Origin of the sequence: Ruegeria sp. SCP11, assembly GCF_040329455.1 — a bacterium.
In the GTDB taxonomy this organism is placed as follows: domain Bacteria; phylum Pseudomonadota; class Alphaproteobacteria; order Rhodobacterales; family Rhodobacteraceae; genus Ruegeria; species Ruegeria atlantica_E.
The window spans coordinates 396,239-410,050 of record NZ_JBDZYG010000001.1 but is presented as its reverse complement, the minus strand read 5'-3'; the positions used below and the strand labels follow the sequence as shown (position 1 = coordinate 410,050).

The following is a 13,812-nucleotide window of genomic DNA, read 5'->3' as shown; positions in this document are numbered from 1 at the left end:
TGATCTCTGGTGACGGGTCAGGCTTTTCCTTGGGATGCCGCTTTGATACCTCCCGGCCAGCCACTCACAAAAGGGGTCGGGTCGCTGCGGCCGGATCGGTATTCATGTCGAACGCAACCGTCAAAAGCGCGGCCACTCAAAAGGGCGCGCTGAACAAAAGCACTATTTCCGTTCTTGGGGTTTTCGGTCCGAAATCGGAAATGCGCGCGTTGATGCGCCTATCTTCAGGCCGTGTGAAAGAGGTCGAATTGGGCAGTCGGGTGTCATCTGGAACCGTGGTTGCCATTGATGACGAAGGCGTCATGCTGCGACAAAGCGGCCGGACCAAGCGGATCACTATCCCCGGCAGCTAATCCTGTCTTGACGCCCTGCGCGCAGGGGTTCAAACCGCTGTCATGACCGATCAGACCAAAATTGCCCTTATCACCGGGGCCTCTCGCGGATTGGGCGCTGCCCTGGCCGAAGCGCTGGCACCCGAATACCACATCGTCGCCGTTGCCCGTACTACCGGCGGGCTGGAAGAGCTGGATGACCGCATTCAAGCCAAAGGTGGCGCGGCCACTTTGGCACCTATGGACATTGCCGACCCAAACGCTATGGCGACCCTGTGCCGGGGTATTCATGACCGCTGGGGCAAGGTGGATCTATGGCTGCACACGGCTGTTCACACATCGGCCTTGACGCCCACGCATTTCGTCGACCCAAAAGAATGGACCAAGGCCGTTAACACAAACGCCACGGCCACGTCGGTTCTGATCCCCTATATCGCTCCTCTGCTGGGTGAGACAGGCCATGCCGTTTTCTTTGACGACCCCAAGGCCGGTGAGAAGTTCTATGGGATCTACGGTGCGACCAAGGCTGCTCAGATAGCTCTGGCGCGCAGCTGGAAGCTTGAGACCGAACGTACTGGCCCCCGTGTATCGATTGTCGAGCCTGCGCCGATGCCAACCGCTGTACGTGCCCGGTTCCATCCCGGCGAAGATCGTGACGCGTTGACAAGCCCGGCAGATGAAGCTGCGCGGATCTTGGCGCTGCTTTAGGGAATGGCCCTTTGCGCCGTGCCTCCCGCAGGGATACTTTAGAAGGAAAGAGTGGGTGGATCAGGCGATATGAACGCCGTTGCGCCCGGCCAGATCGACAAAGAATTGCCATGCAACGCGGCCCGAACGTGCGCCGCGTGTAGCCTGCCATTCGACGGCTTCGGCGCGCAGGGTATCGGCGTCGACCGTAACGCCGTAGGCGGCGCAGTAACGGTCGATCATCGCCAGATACTCGTCCTGATCGCAAGGGTGGAAACCCAGCCAAAGGCCGAACCGATCGGACAGTGACACCTTTTCCTCGACCGCCTCAGACGGGTTGATGGCGCTGGAGCGTTCATTTTCGATCATGTCCCGCGGCATCAGGTGACGACGATTTGAGGTGGCGTAGAACACCACATTTTCAGGGCGGCCTTCGATGCCACCGTCCAGAACGGCCTTGAGCGACTTGTAATGCTGGTCGTCATGGCTGAAGGACAGGTCATCGCAGAACAGGATAAAACGATGCGGCGCAGCACGCAGGTGGTTCAGCAGGCGCGCGACCGAGCCCATATCCTCGCGCTGCAACTCCACCAGTTTGAGGTCCGGGTAATCCGTCTGTAGTGTGCCGTGAACGGCTTTGACGAGGCTGGATTTGCCCATCCCCCTCGCCCCCCAGAGCAGCGCATTGTTGGCTTTGTACCCTCCGGCAAAGCGGCGTGTGTTGTCCAACAGTGTATCGCGAGAGCGATTGATACCGACCAGCAGATCCAGATCGACACGGTTGACCTGAGTGACTGGCTCCAGCCGATCGGGTTCCACATGCCAGACGAAGGCAGGAGCAGCACCGAAGTCCGGCGCGGCCAAAGGTGCAGGCGCTATACGTTCCAGCGCGTCGGCAATGCGGTTCAGGGCTTGGTCGTCCATTGGGGCCTCCGGTCTTCTCTTGGCAGTTTTCAAACCATGTTCCGATCGACGCAACAAGGGCCAGAACCGAAAAAGGCGCGCCGGTTTTAGGCGCGCCTGATCCTTAGTTTAAGGCAGGATTACTTGCCGTCTTCTTCGCGAATGATCTCTTCATCCGCCTCTTCTTCATCGTCATAGTAGCCTTCAGCGCGCAGTTTCTCTTCACGCCTTTTCTCGACGCGGCCCACAAGGAAGATCGAAACTTCGTACAGCCCGTAGACCACAACAAAGAGGATGACCTGAGTGATCACGTCCGGAGGCGTCACCAGCGCGGCCAGCACCAGAATGGCGACCACGGCGTATTTGCGCACCGAGCCAAGCCCCTCGGCCGATACCAGCCCCGCCTTGCCCATAAGGGTCAACAGAACCGGCAATTGAAAGCACAGTCCAAACGCAACGATGAACTTGATGGTCAGGTTCAGGTATTCTTGCGCCGACCCCTGGAAAACTACGCTCAGCGGCGCTGCGGTTGCGCCTTCGGTCACGGCCTCACCCTCGGAACCGAACTGCTGGAACCCAAGGAAGAAGTCATAAGCAAGCGGTGTAACCACGTAGAACGCAAAGCTTGCGCCCAACAGGAACATGAAGGGTGAAGCCACCATGAAAGGCAGAAACGCGTTCTTTTCCGAACGGTAAAGCCCCGGCGCCACGAACCGCCACAGCTGCATCCCGATATACGGAAAGGCCAGAATGAAGCCCCCGAGTAGAGCAACCTTGATGGCGACAAAGAATCCTTCTTGCGGAGAGATGAAGATCAGGTCGCAATCCTGACCACGTTCAGCCAGAACATCACACAGTGGGTGCGTGAGGAAGTTGAAGATCGGCGTGGCCACCGAAAAGCAGATCACCATCCCGATCAGAAATGCCACGACGGAGTGGATCAACCGCGTGCGCAGTTCCGCCAGATGCTCGATCAATGGGGCCGAGCTGTCCTCGATCTCGTCGGTGTTGGTCATGTTTTGCTTTCACTCTTCAGCGCAGCCTCTGCCTCTTCAGCCTTGGCTAGCGCCTCTGCAGCTTCTTTCGCTTTCCGGTCGGCTGCCGCACGGGCGGTTGAGGCCTGAATCTTCTTTGCCTGCTCCGCCCGTTCAGCGGCCAACTTGCCGGTTTCGCTTTTGGGGTCGAACTTGGTCGGGTCCATGCTGCGCGCCATTTCCTGCGCGGCTTCCTTCACGCCATCCATGGCGGTGCCCACAGGGTTGGCGGCCGCATCAAGGCCTTTTTTGATCTCGCTCACCCCTGCCTGATCCGCCGCTTCGTTCATGGCGCTGCTGAACTCGCGCGCCATGCCGCGGGCCTTGCCGACAAAACGGCCGATATTGCGGAACAGAACCGGAAGGTCCTTTGGCCCTACAACGATCAGGGCAACGATGCCGATGACCAGAAGCTCGGTCCAACCCAGATCAAACATCTGCGCTTATGCCTTGTCTTTGTCAGTCTCGGGCGTGACGTCCTTGGCCACTTCGGCTGCGTCCTGCTCTAGCTCATCCGCGCCTTCACGAACGCCTTTTTTGAACGAGGTGATGCCCTTACCGACTTCACCCATCAACGAACTGATTTTACCGCGGCCAAACAGCACCAATACCACAACGGCGATAAGCAGCAGGCCGGGAAGACCGATATTGTTGAGCATGTCTCTTCTCCTTGTACGTCGGCGCGATGCGCCGGGAATGTAATCTGAGCTTGTGTCTACGCCTGCTGGTGCGTTTGCAAAAGCACCTCGGATCGATTCCGCGTTCAAAATTGATCGGATCACGCATTTTTTGCTGGCTGGCTTTTTCCAACTGACAGGTTTATGTCAGTTGTTAAGCGCTAGGAACAGGGCATCGAAACCTGATCAACGGAGATTCAAATGACCCATGTTGCTGAAATCGTCACCTTCACCCTCGCCAACGGCACCACGCCGGAAGAGTTCGTGAAACTCAGTCAAGCCTCCGAAGCGTTTGTTCGCTCAGCCTCCGGATTCGCCCACCGTCAACTGAGCCAGGGCGAGGATGGCCGTTGGACCGACTACGTCGTCTGGCAGGATATGAAAGCCGCTCAAGACGCAGCTGCTCAGTTCCCGCAACAGGACTTCGCCCCGGCCCTTATGGAGGCTATTCAGCCCGACAGCGTCCAAATGCGCCATGAGAATGTACTATGGAACATGACCGCCTAAGCGCGGTGCGGACGGCGTGTCATGCGCCGTACTGACCGTCTGTTTGATATCGTACAGATCCTGCGTGACGGAAAATTACACCGCGCGCAAGATATTGCGGACCGGCTCGAGGTGTCGGTCCGCACGATTTATCGCGACATGGACACGCTGGTCGCCTCAGGTATTCCGGTCGAGGGCGAACGCGGCGTGGGCTACATGGTGCGCGAGCAGATCACCCTGCCCCCCATGAACCTAACACCTGCTGAACTTGAGGCGCTGAATCTCGGGATGGCCATCGTGGCCGAGGCCGCCGACCCGGACCTGAAGGCAGCGGCAGAAACACTGGCTGAAAAGATCGATGCGGTGCTGCCCACTCAGGTCGTGGCCGAGGCAGATACGTGGAAATTTGCGGTCTACCCCTTTGCCGATGCGGCGCGCGGACTGGCGCATATGGGTCCAATTAGGGCCGCCATCAAATCACGCCAGAAACTACGCCTGACCTATCGCCGGATTGACGGTGTTCTAACCGAACGCACCATCCGCCCCCTGCACATGGAATACTGGGGGCGTGTCTGGACCCTGACCGCTTGGTGTGAACTGCGCGAAGGGTTCCGCGTTTTCCGCATTGACCTGATCGAGGCAGTCTCACCTCTGCCCGAAATTTTCGCCGACGAGCCTGGCAAAAGCCTGAGCGACTTCGACCCCCACGCCTGATCCGCCTTTTATTCGGCTAGCAACACCCCTGGAGGTATGGCCCGGAACGTGCCATTCCCCTCACTTCAGATAGGGCTCGGGATCTACTGACTCAAATCCCTTACGCACCTCGAAGTGGAGATAAGAGTTATCTCCGTCACGCAGGGACGCAATCTGCTGCCCACGGCGCACCCGGTCGCCTTTCTTGACCGCGGCTTTGTCAACATTCGCATAGACGGTCAGAAGGTCGCTGTTGTGCTTGATCACGATGATCGGCACCTGATCGGCATCCGCGGTAATGGCCGCAACTGTCCCCGCCTCGGCGGCTTTGACAGGCGAGCCGGGCGAGGCTGCAATGTCGATCCCCTCATTCTTGCCCTTGTCATAGGTCCGAATGATCGTTCCCGTAACCGGCAGGCCAAGGGCCGAGTTGCTTTGGGTTGTCGGCGGTTCGGCGGTCACGTCGGGTGCCGGAGTGGCCGGTGCAATCACTTCGTCCGGCAACGGTTGCGTCGCGCTCGGCGGTGTTGGGGTCGGCGAGCCCTGCCCCGGCTGCGTTACATTCGTGGCCGGTACAGCCGCCTGCTGTGGCGCGGGCTGGTTTTTGATCGGGATCAGCAGGAACTGATCCTCGCGCACGGTAAAGTCCGAATCCAGCCCGTTCCACTCGGCCAGCGCATTGATCGGAACATCATAGAGCCGCGAGATGGTAAAGGCTGTCTCACCCCTTTTAACCTTATGACGGATCGGTTCAGGCCCAGAAGCGACGGGCGGCGTTGGCGCAGGGGCCGCAGCAGGCTGTGCGGGTTCCAACGTCGATGTTCGGACTGAGCCATCCGCTGGAGCCTCGTCAATTGCTGTCCCGGCAATGGTGGCAATGTCCACCGTGCTGGCCGCAGCTACCTGGCGCGGCAAGGCGATCACTTCGCCGTCTCGCAGCTGGTCGGTGGGTTGCAACCCGTTAAAACGGGCCAGTTCAGCCACTGGCAAACCGACACGTGCAGCCACGTCAGTTACCGTATCTCCTCGGCGCGCAACGGCCACCTGATAGTTCGGATAGGTAATCACTCCGCGCGCGTCGGGCGTTGGGCGATTGGCGGTCACGCCCCGCGCGGCATCTGCGGTTGAAAATCCGCCGACCTCCCCGCGCAGATCATAATCGAACGGGCCTTCGCACCCGGCCAAGATCACCAAAGCCGCCATCCCGGTCGCACAGCGGTACATCGCTGATTTGGAAACTGCTCTCATTTTACTGTCCTCAACACCTGCCCCTGTTCTCCGGGGTTCCGGCGCTCATTGCACAATATTTCTTTACGCCCTGTCCTTGCCAAGCCCTTCTAGCAAGGGCACGAAACGAACGGGCAACAATTCATCATAGTCCAGACCGGTCTCGGTACGCTTGACCCGGATCAGGGTCTGAACCGCATCCGACTGTCCCACCGGCAACACCATGATACCGCCGATTTTGAGCTGCGCCAAGAGCGGCCCTGGAGGGTCTTCTGCGGCAGCGGTCACAATGATCCGATCAAACGGAGCCTGCTCCGATAATCCGAAAGACCCGTCCGACAGCATTGCCGTGACGTTGGTCAGCCCCAACTCGCGAAACAGCTGCCCGGTTTCACGCACCAAGCGCTTGTGGCGTTCTACCGTGTAGACCCTGCGCGCCAGCTTGGACAGGATCGCAGCCTGATAGCCCGAGCCGGTTCCGACCTCCAAAACCGTATCTCGGGGTCGCACATCCAGCGCCTGTGTCATCAACCCCACGACCGAAGGCTGGCTGATCGTTTGACCGCAGGCAATCGGCAACGGCGTGTCCTCATAGGCGCGCTCGGCGAACAAGCCTTTGACAAAGCGTCCACGGTCGATCTGTTCCATTGCGGCCAGTACGCGCGCATCGGTTACGCCGCGGGATCGCAGGGCAAACAGGAACTGCATCTTTGTTTCGGGATCAGGACCGGTCATTCGATTGTCTTCAGTGCCTCAAGCGTATCATGCGCTGTCAGATCGGCTCGCATCGGCGTAACCGAGATGTAGCCCGCCAGATTAACCGCTGCATCCGTGCCCGGCGCAGTCGGGTTATGCTGATAGCCGCCCTTGATCCACAGGAACCGCCGCCCCGACGGCGAACTGTGCGGCTCGACCGAGAAATGGGTGTCGCGGCGATAGCCCTGCGCGGCCACGCGAGTACCCAGCACCTCATCGGCCGGTACAGGCGGGAAATTCACGTTGTAGAACAGGCGGTAATCGCCCTGTTCTGCCGGGGTCGCGTCCAGAATTTTCCGCACCAAGTCGGCTCCGAACCGGGTTGCAGCCTCGAAAGGATCATCAAGGCCCAGATTGCGTGGACCAAAATACTGCGACAGCGCAATTGCCGGGATGCCCTGCAAAGCGGCCTCCATCGCGCCGCCAACCGTACCGGAGTAAAGCGTATTTTCTGCTGAGTTGTTGCCCCGGTTCACACCGGACAGCACCAGATCAGGCGGCGCATCCTTCATCATGTCATGCAATCCGGCCAAAACGCAATCGGCTGGTGAACCCTCGGCGGCAAAACGGCGATCGCCCAGTTTGGCGACCATCATCGGATGGGTGTAGCTGATGCAATGTCCGACGCCCGATTGCTCGAAGGCCGGCGCGACAACCCAGACCTCACCTTGAGGACCGGCCAGATCGGCGGCAACCGCCTCCAAAGCGATCAGACCCGGTGCATTGATACCGTCATCATTGGTCAGAAGAATACGCATATGCCCCATCCACCGCAGCGTTTTGACCTTGATAGACCCGCCCCCGCGCGGCGGCAAGCAAAGCAGGCACGCAATCTGAGGCTTTCGCGCACCACTTGACGCTAAACTGTGGCTTCAGCACCTAACGCGGAAAAACAAAACAGCGGTTTCGGCGCACTGTCAGCCACATGACCCGGCCCGGATTAGGCACGAAGACATTCGGAACCGTCGCTTTCAGCACTGATCCGTCATGGTCCATCCGAAATTCGACCAAGCTTTCATTGCCGAGAAACCTGGCGCGCTGCACTACACCGCGCGCTGCCACGCCGTCCGTTTGCGTCGGCAGAGGTCCTTTGCCGTTGCGATCGAAATCCAACTTCACATGCTGAGGTCGGAACACGATTTCAACATTCGTCCCGTCCGGGACGCCCGGCGCTAGAAATTGACCGAAGGGCGTATCGGCCAAAGCACCATTCACTTGAGCTTGCAACACATTGACATCACTAAAGAATGCCACAGCCGCCTTATCCGCAGGACGGGTATAGACGTTATACGGAGCACCCTGCTGCACGATCTTGCCACGCCGCATCAGGGCGATCTCATCTGCCATGCGCATGGCCTCTTCTGGCTCATGCGTCACCAATACGACAGCGGCATCTTCTTCCTTGAGGATCGCCAGTGTCTCATCCCGGATACCGTCACGCAGCCGGTTATCCAGACCCGAAAACGGCTCATCCATCAACATGATGCGCGGGCGTGGAGCCAGTGCGCGGGCCAGTGCGACGCGCTGTTGTTCTCCGCCAGACAAATGATGCGGAAACTTGTCCATGAAATGAATCAGGTCGACCTTACGCAGCAACTCATCAACACGTGCGCGTTTTTCCTCTTTGTGGCCTTTCAGGCCGAACGCCACGTTGTCGGCGACGCTCAGATGCGGGAACAGGGCAAAGTCCTGAAACATCAGGCCGATCTCTCGGCGTTCTGGAGGCACCCGAAACACCGTGTCGCAGATCAGCTTGCCGTCCACATAAATCTCACCGGATTCCTGCATCTCGACCCCGGCAATCATGCGCAGCGTGGTCGATTTTCCGCAGCCAGACGGACCCAGCAGACATGTCACCTGCCCCGCCTGCACGGTCAGCGAGACGTTGTCGACAACAACCCGCCCCTCATACCGGGCAATCATATTGCGGATTTCCAAACGAGGAGGAGCTGCGTCTACTGTCACCGATGGACCCCATTGCCTTTTCCCGATCAAATTCATCGGGCTTAGGCGGGGATAGCAACCCCGCCCGTCAGGCGCAAGTGATCAGCAGCACCCGCCCGAGGCAGCCTCACCAACGGCTTCAAACGGGCTTTCACCACCGCAGCCTTCGAAGATGCCGAAATGGGTCGAAAAATCACCTATGAACTCGAAGTGCCGCGCGAAACGAGTGTCCTTCAGCATCATCCAGGTGTTGCCACATACCGGAAAGACCTTACCGGTTTCAATTATGTGATGATCGTCCAGTTCGAACATATGCGGCGCAGTTGGGATGGTGCCTTTGTAGATCACCGCCTGACCGTAATCCTCGCAGGCAGGTTCCAGTTCAGGCAGTTTGAACAGACGATAGGTGGCGGATAGGAATTTCAGCGGCGCAACCCGTTCCTCCAGCGCCGGATTTTCGATGGTCAGAGGGCGATGCGTTACCCGGCGCGGATCCCCGAACCCTGCCTTGCGCGAGATCGACAGAAAATCGTTCCAATAGAGCGCACCCGACAGACACTCGCCATACAAAACCTCGTCCTCTGCCATTGCCTGCGGCACGCGTCGGTCGGCGTAGACGTCCGAGAAATACATCTCGCCGCCTTCCTTCAACAAACGATGCGCCCCGCGCAAAACGGCCTCTTTGTCAGTGGCCAGGTTGATCACACAGTTCGAAACGATGATGTCGAAGGAACCGGGTTCCAGATTCAACTCATCCAGCTTTTCAATATAGCCGTGGTGGAATTCCACATTGCTGGCCGCATAACCAAAAGCCTCTGCGTGGTAGTTCCGATGCGCGCGGGCTACGTCCAACTGTTCAGGCGTCATGTCGACCCCGACCACCCGGCCCTTTTCACCCACCATCGCGGACAAGGCGTAGACGTCACGACCAGCACCACATCCCAGATCAAGGATACTCATTCCTTCCAGATCCAGAGGCGCAATCAAACCGCAGCCATAATAACGCGTCAGCACGTCGTCATGCACCTTGGACAAGATGCGCTTCAGATGATCCGGCATGTCATCGGGTGTGCAACACGCGTTTGTCTGCAGATCCGAACTGCTCTGCAGTACTTCGCCATAGTAATTCTGCACAGATTCATGCTTCATCGCGGCAATCCTTTTCCCCTAGGCTTCAAGAGCAGCTAATACAGCGCCGCAATCTGCGCAATGCTGGCATCAGAAATCTGACAAAAGCGTGAGGGATTACGCCAAAAGGTCGAACTCCACACTTGCGCGGATAAGCCCGTTCACCTGAATTTCCAACCGGTGGGCTCCAGGGAACAGTTTAAACGTCGTCGCGTTGCCCTTAAGCTTGTGTTTCTTGGACAGGCTCAACACACCATCGCGCAAAGCGGTCTGCTTCAACTTGTGCACCTTCGCTGAGGTTTTTCCGCCAGCGCGTTGAAAATGAATGATATAATCGACCAGCACAGGTTGATCACCTTCACCGCTTAGGGTGACATCAAACTCCAGCGCCTCACCGATCCGGGCATCGCCATTCACCTGCACGGTGGTTGTTATCTCTGCCTCTGGATCAAATCCTAGCATTTTCATCGCCCCCGGATGCCCTGCCTTCACCAGCCCCCGCAAGGTATGAGAGGTCATCCAGCGCAGTTCATCCGTGTCCTGCTTCTCCGCCGAGGTCCATGTACGCAACCGACCCAGCACCAATTCTGGGTCTTTCTTGGTGACATCGTTCAAATGGTTTGCCACCGAACGCGTTACATAGCGTGTTGGATCGCTATGAAGTCGGTCCAACAACGGCAACGGATCGGTCAGTTCCAACCCCACCGCCTGCCCCCAGGGCAAACGCGGCCGTGTACCTTCGCTGACAAGGCGGCGCACGTGATAGCTGTCATGCGCGCACCATTGCTCCATTCGCTCCAACACCTGATCCGGATAGCGGTTCAGGAAGGGCCGGATTGCCCATTCCATCGAGAACCGCTGTGTCAGCTCTGCTAACACGTCCAGCGCTAGATCGGGATAGTCGATCCCAACGACCGCCACCCAATCGCCCAGAGGCGCAAAGATGAAATCACCGAAATCGTCATCCGTTTTGTCAGGGTCCAGCGGAGGTGGCAGCGCACGCAGTAGGATCGGAGCAACGTCCGGTAACTCTCCCGGCAAGGCCTGTTGCAGACATTCGGCAATCCAGGCCATGCGCTCCTTCAACTCAAGATCCAACAGGCGCGACATGACCTGCGCCTCAAACGACCCGGCATCAAAGGACGCCTCAGCCCCGGCAAAAAGGCCCGCGAGATAACGGGTCTTTTCAGCGTTGAACAACTGATCCTTCAGCGAAAACCCTTGCGACATGGCTACATCGTCATATTGCCGGCACCGCCATCCAGCAGAATGTTCTGCCCAACGATGAACCCGGCGTGTTGCGAGCAAAGAAACGCACAAGTTGCGCCGAATTCCTGCCGCGTCCCATAGCGGCGGGCGGGAATTGTCGCCGCACGTGCGGCGCGGGCATCATCCAACGAAATACCCTTCTGTTCCGACACACCACTATCCAGCGATAGAGCACGGTCCGTATCGTGAATACCGGGCAGCAAGTTGTTGATGTTCACACCAAATTGCGCCACCTGCCGCGAAGTACCCGCCACATATCCTGTCAGACCGGTCCGCGCGGCGTTCGACAGGCCCAAAGCCGCAATCGGCGCGCGCACAGATTGCGAGGTGATATTCACCACGCGACCCCAACCCTTGTCGATCATTCCAGGCAACAGTGCTTTCATAAAAGCAATCGGCGTCAGCATATTGGCATCCAATGCCTTGATGAAATCCTCACGGTCCCAATCCGACCACAGGCCGGGTGGAGGACCACCCGCATTTGTCACAAGGATATCAATGCCCTGCGCCGCGTCGATCAACTGTGCCTGATTTTGCGGTTCGGTCACGTCGCAGGCCAACGTCTGCACGTCCACACCGTATTCAGACCGCAGTCGGGCGGCCTCGGCCTCTAGCGCCTCGGCCCCGCGCGCGTTCATCAGCAGATCGACGCCCGCCTCGGCCAGCGCCTCGGCACAGCCCAAACCAAGGCCCTTGCTGCTGGCACAGACCAGCGCGCGTTTTCCCCGAATTCCCAGATCCATGCGATCCTCCCCATCTGTCATTTTCCGCATGTCTAGCACCCGCCAGACGAGGAAGACCAGAAATCAAAATGCGTTAGTAGAAGAACTCTTCCCGAACGATTTTGCCATTCGCCACGTAGTAAACGCCCACTTCGCGCATATCGAAGGCCTCACCGGTTTCCTTAACCTTGCCCTGCACTTCAAAGATCAGGGCAAAGCGGTCGTCGCCATGTGGGAACGGATCGCTGACCGACGCCCCCGTCACTTCATGCGCGCCTTCCCACCATTCATGCTTCCCACGGATGGCATCGATGCCGTGGGTTTCCCGGCCCATATCCATAAAGTCCTGCGCCTCGACCGAAACGGCATCCGGTGCGTACAGCTTTTCCAGATTCTCCTTGGCGCGATCCTCGCGACATCCGGCCACCAGTTCGTCTGCTATTTCTTTCAAATTCATTGATCTTCTCCATTATTTGTTCACTATATGTTCTCAATACCCCATCTCAACGATTCGAGCCAGCCCAACAAGAAAACTCACAGCTTGGTTAGTCTGATTACCGATGTTTTCTGCTACGCTTCCAATAGACGAAACGTTCTTTCATCGCAGATAGGCCCCTGCCTTCATGCCAATCTACAAGCTGCATGAGCTCACCGAAGAGGGCTATGTTATGGACCGGAATGGTATCGTTGGGCATCATGGTCATGTCACCCTCGCCACGTGCCTTAAATTTGCGGACCGCATCTTCGACATAGCTCTTGGGAATGACGCCACTTGGTATGCCATCAATCATGTCATCCAGATACTCTAAGAAATAGCTGTGAACATCTTGCAGGCTGGCTCCCGGTCCTTCTGGTTTCCCCGGCATGTCTGCCTGTGATATGTAGAAGCGCCCTCCGGTTGCTGGCGGCAAATCAACTCTGGTAAGATTGGCGCGGACCGCTGATGTTGGAGCTTTGCTTTCTACGTCGAAAGGAAGATCGATCAGATCCGAATGCAGATTGTACATGATGTCAAACTGCAACTGGCCTGCCCGAACTGCCTCTTTGTCCAAGGCCGCAGTACACTGAAAGGCGCTTTCTCCTGTCAGAGGCAGGACGGCAACCACGCTTCTGGGCCGGTTACCACCATGGCATCGTGAGCGATATTGGCGAATGTACCCCAACAGTGGATCTTGATAATATTCGGTACGCGCTTTCAATGCTTCCATCGTAGTTTGAACGGCTTTAGCCCAGCGGTTCCGATCGCCATACATATATGTTCCGTATCGCTTTTTCTGGTGTTTAAGGTATTCTTCGATGGAAGGTTGCTTATAGATTCCACGCAGGACTTCACCCGCTTCACCCCAAAACACAATTTTTGCGGATCGAGTATTCCGTCGGCAAAGCGCATAGTTGCGTATTGTCCAAGATTGCGGTCTCGCCAAGTATTGAACACTTGCTCCGCTGCATTTGAAAACCGACCAGCCGACCTCTTTAGACGGTTAAGCTTAAGACCCAGAGAGTCTGCGACAATTTGAGAAATCTCTTCGTCTTTCTCGAAGTTCAGGCCGCTGGTTGTTTTGTAATCAACCTTCGGGCTTTGCCCACGCAAGCTGTCTTCACCAGCAACTTTCAAGAATCCAACAACAGTTCTGGTATCCAGCCCTCCTGACACATCGGCACCCACCGAACAATTGTTTGACTGCAATATCGTCGCCGTTCGATCACGCCATCGCGTCAAATAAGAATTCAATGCGGTCGAGTATTTTTCCACGAGAGGTAACTGACGTGTGCACAATCCAAAGGAACGATTTGAGATGTTGATTTCCATGTCAGAAGGAAGAAACCGAATTTCTTTGATTACTGTCTCTTCGCACAGCAGCTGTTTAAAATTCCCGTTTCGGGTAAACCACGCCGCCAGATGCTCTTTCTGAATATGAAGGCGAACACCGTGTTCCTTCAGATGATGCGCCAA

At 57.4% G+C, this 13,812-nt stretch carries 18 protein-coding genes; 4 read left to right on the top strand and 14 right to left on the bottom strand.

The annotated features are described in order from the left end of the window. The first annotated feature begins 104 nt into the window (after positions 1 to 104). Both ABLN94_RS02115 and ABLN94_RS02110 read left to right on the top strand, forming a co-directional pair. Positions 105 to 353 carry a hypothetical protein gene (locus tag ABLN94_RS02115; protein ID WP_352988654.1) on the top strand — a complete coding sequence of 83 codons (249 nt, stop codon included), beginning with the start codon at positions 105 to 107 and terminating at the stop codon, positions 351 to 353. Positions 354 to 395: 42 nt separating this feature from the next. After that, the gene (locus tag ABLN94_RS02110; RefSeq protein WP_352988652.1) at positions 396 to 1,040 is read left to right on the top strand and encodes an SDR family NAD(P)-dependent oxidoreductase; all 645 of its coding nucleotides are present in this window, start codon (positions 396 to 398) and stop codon (positions 1,038 to 1,040) included. A gap of 60 nt (positions 1,041 to 1,100) precedes the next feature. Here the strand turns inward: ABLN94_RS02110 and ABLN94_RS02105 are convergent, their stop codons facing one another. The 4 genes from ABLN94_RS02105 to ABLN94_RS02090 all read right to left on the bottom strand — a co-directional run bounded on the left by ABLN94_RS02105 (position 1,101) and on the right by ABLN94_RS02090 (position 3,615). Beyond that, a complete protein-coding gene (locus tag ABLN94_RS02105) occupies positions 1,101 to 1,943 on the bottom strand; it encodes an ATP-binding protein (RefSeq protein ID WP_352988650.1) in 843 nt (280 codons plus the stop codon). A 119-nt stretch (positions 1,944 to 2,062) separates the two neighbouring features. Beyond that, a complete protein-coding gene (tatC, locus tag ABLN94_RS02100; protein WP_170489217.1) occupies positions 2,063 to 2,938 on the bottom strand; it encodes a twin-arginine translocase subunit TatC in 876 nt (291 codons plus the stop codon). Next, positions 2,935 to 3,393 (bottom strand): Sec-independent protein translocase protein TatB, encoded by a 459-nt coding sequence (gene tatB, locus ABLN94_RS02095; protein WP_170489220.1) that lies wholly within the window; start codon positions 3,391 to 3,393, stop codon positions 2,935 to 2,937. The genes tatC and tatB overlap by 4 nt, the downstream gene beginning before the upstream one ends. 6 nt (positions 3,394 to 3,399) lie before the next feature. Next, entirely contained in the window at positions 3,400 to 3,615 is a 216-nt protein-coding gene (locus ABLN94_RS02090) for a twin-arginine translocase TatA/TatE family subunit (protein ID WP_170671759.1), read from the bottom strand. Between the two features lie 219 nt (positions 3,616 to 3,834). On the opposite strand from ABLN94_RS02090, the gene ABLN94_RS02085 reads away from it, so the two are divergent. Together ABLN94_RS02085 and ABLN94_RS02080 are read left to right on the top strand one after the other, a co-directional pair. Continuing rightward, the gene (locus ABLN94_RS02085; RefSeq protein ID WP_352988647.1) at positions 3,835 to 4,140 is read left to right on the top strand and encodes a hypothetical protein; all 306 of its coding nucleotides are present in this window, start codon (positions 3,835 to 3,837) and stop codon (positions 4,138 to 4,140) included. Between the two features lie 21 nt (positions 4,141 to 4,161). Beyond that, positions 4,162 to 4,833, top strand: coding sequence for a helix-turn-helix transcriptional regulator (locus ABLN94_RS02080; protein ID WP_352988645.1), 672 nt, complete (start codon positions 4,162 to 4,164; stop codon positions 4,831 to 4,833). Between the two features lie 60 nt (positions 4,834 to 4,893). Here ABLN94_RS02080 and ABLN94_RS02075 read toward each other — a convergent pair whose 3' ends face one another. From ABLN94_RS02075 to ABLN94_RS02030, 10 genes are all read right to left on the bottom strand, one after another. Continuing rightward, positions 4,894 to 6,060, bottom strand: a complete 1,167-nt coding sequence (locus ABLN94_RS02075; RefSeq protein ID WP_352988643.1) for a peptidoglycan DD-metalloendopeptidase family protein — start codon at positions 6,058 to 6,060, stop codon at positions 4,894 to 4,896. A 63-nt stretch (positions 6,061 to 6,123) separates the two neighbouring features. Beyond that, positions 6,124 to 6,774, bottom strand: coding sequence for a protein-L-isoaspartate(D-aspartate) O-methyltransferase (locus tag ABLN94_RS02070; protein ID WP_352988641.1), 651 nt, complete (start codon positions 6,772 to 6,774; stop codon positions 6,124 to 6,126). Next, the gene (gene surE / locus ABLN94_RS02065; RefSeq protein ID WP_352988639.1) at positions 6,771 to 7,553 is read right to left on the bottom strand and encodes a 5'/3'-nucleotidase SurE; all 783 of its coding nucleotides are present in this window, start codon (positions 7,551 to 7,553) and stop codon (positions 6,771 to 6,773) included. Before surE ends, ABLN94_RS02070 begins: the two co-directional genes overlap by 4 nt. 121 nt (positions 7,554 to 7,674) lie before the next feature. Then, positions 7,675 to 8,796, bottom strand: coding sequence for an ABC transporter ATP-binding protein (locus tag ABLN94_RS02060; protein WP_417750495.1), 1,122 nt, complete (start codon positions 8,794 to 8,796; stop codon positions 7,675 to 7,677). A gap of 45 nt (positions 8,797 to 8,841) precedes the next feature. Next, complete coding sequence (locus tag ABLN94_RS02055) at positions 8,842 to 9,888, bottom strand: methyltransferase domain-containing protein (protein WP_352988635.1); 1,047 nt, start codon at positions 9,886 to 9,888, stop codon at positions 8,842 to 8,844. Between the two features lie 96 nt (positions 9,889 to 9,984). Continuing rightward, entirely contained in the window at positions 9,985 to 11,097 is a 1,113-nt protein-coding gene (locus ABLN94_RS02050; protein ID WP_352988633.1) for a hypothetical protein, read from the bottom strand. Positions 11,098 to 11,099: 2 nt separating this feature from the next. Beyond that, positions 11,100 to 11,879 (bottom strand): SDR family oxidoreductase, encoded by a 780-nt coding sequence (locus ABLN94_RS02045; protein WP_352989000.1) that lies wholly within the window; start codon positions 11,877 to 11,879, stop codon positions 11,100 to 11,102. A 73-nt stretch (positions 11,880 to 11,952) separates the two neighbouring features. Continuing rightward, positions 11,953 to 12,315 (bottom strand): nuclear transport factor 2 family protein, encoded by a 363-nt coding sequence (locus ABLN94_RS02040; RefSeq protein WP_352988631.1) that lies wholly within the window; start codon positions 12,313 to 12,315, stop codon positions 11,953 to 11,955. A gap of 97 nt (positions 12,316 to 12,412) precedes the next feature. After that, the gene (locus ABLN94_RS02035) at positions 12,413 to 13,066 is read right to left on the bottom strand and encodes a hypothetical protein (protein ID WP_352988629.1); all 654 of its coding nucleotides are present in this window, start codon (positions 13,064 to 13,066) and stop codon (positions 12,413 to 12,415) included. Next, a complete protein-coding gene (locus ABLN94_RS02030) occupies positions 13,054 to 13,812 on the bottom strand; it encodes a hypothetical protein (protein WP_352988627.1) in 759 nt (252 codons plus the stop codon). Before ABLN94_RS02030 ends, ABLN94_RS02035 begins: the two co-directional genes overlap by 13 nt.

Coding starts and splice junctions, on each gene's coding strand:
- tatC (WP_170489217.1), bottom strand. CDS start 2,938: ATGACCAACACCGACGAGATCGAGGACAGCTCGGCCCCATTGATCGAG.
- ABLN94_RS02070 (WP_352988641.1), bottom strand. CDS start 6,774: ATGACCGGTCCTGATCCCGAAACAAAGATGCAGTTCCTGTTTGCCCTG.
- tatB (WP_170489220.1), bottom strand. CDS start 3,393: ATGTTTGATCTGGGTTGGACCGAGCTTCTGGTCATCGGCATCGTTGCC.
- ABLN94_RS02105 (WP_352988650.1), bottom strand. CDS start 1,943: ATGGACGACCAAGCCCTGAACCGCATTGCCGACGCGCTGGAACGTATA.
- ABLN94_RS02050 (WP_352988633.1), bottom strand. CDS start 11,097: ATGTCGCAAGGGTTTTCGCTGAAGGATCAGTTGTTCAACGCTGAAAAG.
- ABLN94_RS02040 (WP_352988631.1), bottom strand. CDS start 12,315: ATGAATTTGAAAGAAATAGCAGACGAACTGGTGGCCGGATGTCGCGAG.
- ABLN94_RS02085 (WP_352988647.1), top strand. CDS start 3,835: ATGACCCATGTTGCTGAAATCGTCACCTTCACCCTCGCCAACGGCACC.
- ABLN94_RS02090 (WP_170671759.1), bottom strand. CDS start 3,615: ATGCTCAACAATATCGGTCTTCCCGGCCTGCTGCTTATCGCCGTTGTG.
- ABLN94_RS02115 (WP_352988654.1), top strand. CDS start 105: ATGTCGAACGCAACCGTCAAAAGCGCGGCCACTCAAAAGGGCGCGCTG.
- surE (WP_352988639.1), bottom strand. CDS start 7,553: ATGCGTATTCTTCTGACCAATGATGACGGTATCAATGCACCGGGTCTG.
- ABLN94_RS02055 (WP_352988635.1), bottom strand. CDS start 9,888: ATGAAGCATGAATCTGTGCAGAATTACTATGGCGAAGTACTGCAGAGC.
- ABLN94_RS02045 (WP_352989000.1), bottom strand. CDS start 11,879: ATGGATCTGGGAATTCGGGGAAAACGCGCGCTGGTCTGTGCCAGCAGC.
- ABLN94_RS02035 (WP_352988629.1), bottom strand. CDS start 13,066: ATGGAAGCATTGAAAGCGCGTACCGAATATTATCAAGATCCACTGTTG.
- ABLN94_RS02110 (WP_352988652.1), top strand. CDS start 396: ATGACCGATCAGACCAAAATTGCCCTTATCACCGGGGCCTCTCGCGGA.
- ABLN94_RS02060 (WP_417750495.1), bottom strand. CDS start 8,796: ATGAATTTGATCGGGAAAAGGCAATGGGGTCCATCGGTGACAGTAGAC.
- ABLN94_RS02075 (WP_352988643.1), bottom strand. CDS start 6,060: ATGAGAGCAGTTTCCAAATCAGCGATGTACCGCTGTGCGACCGGGATG.
- ABLN94_RS02080 (WP_352988645.1), top strand. CDS start 4,162: ATGCGCCGTACTGACCGTCTGTTTGATATCGTACAGATCCTGCGTGAC.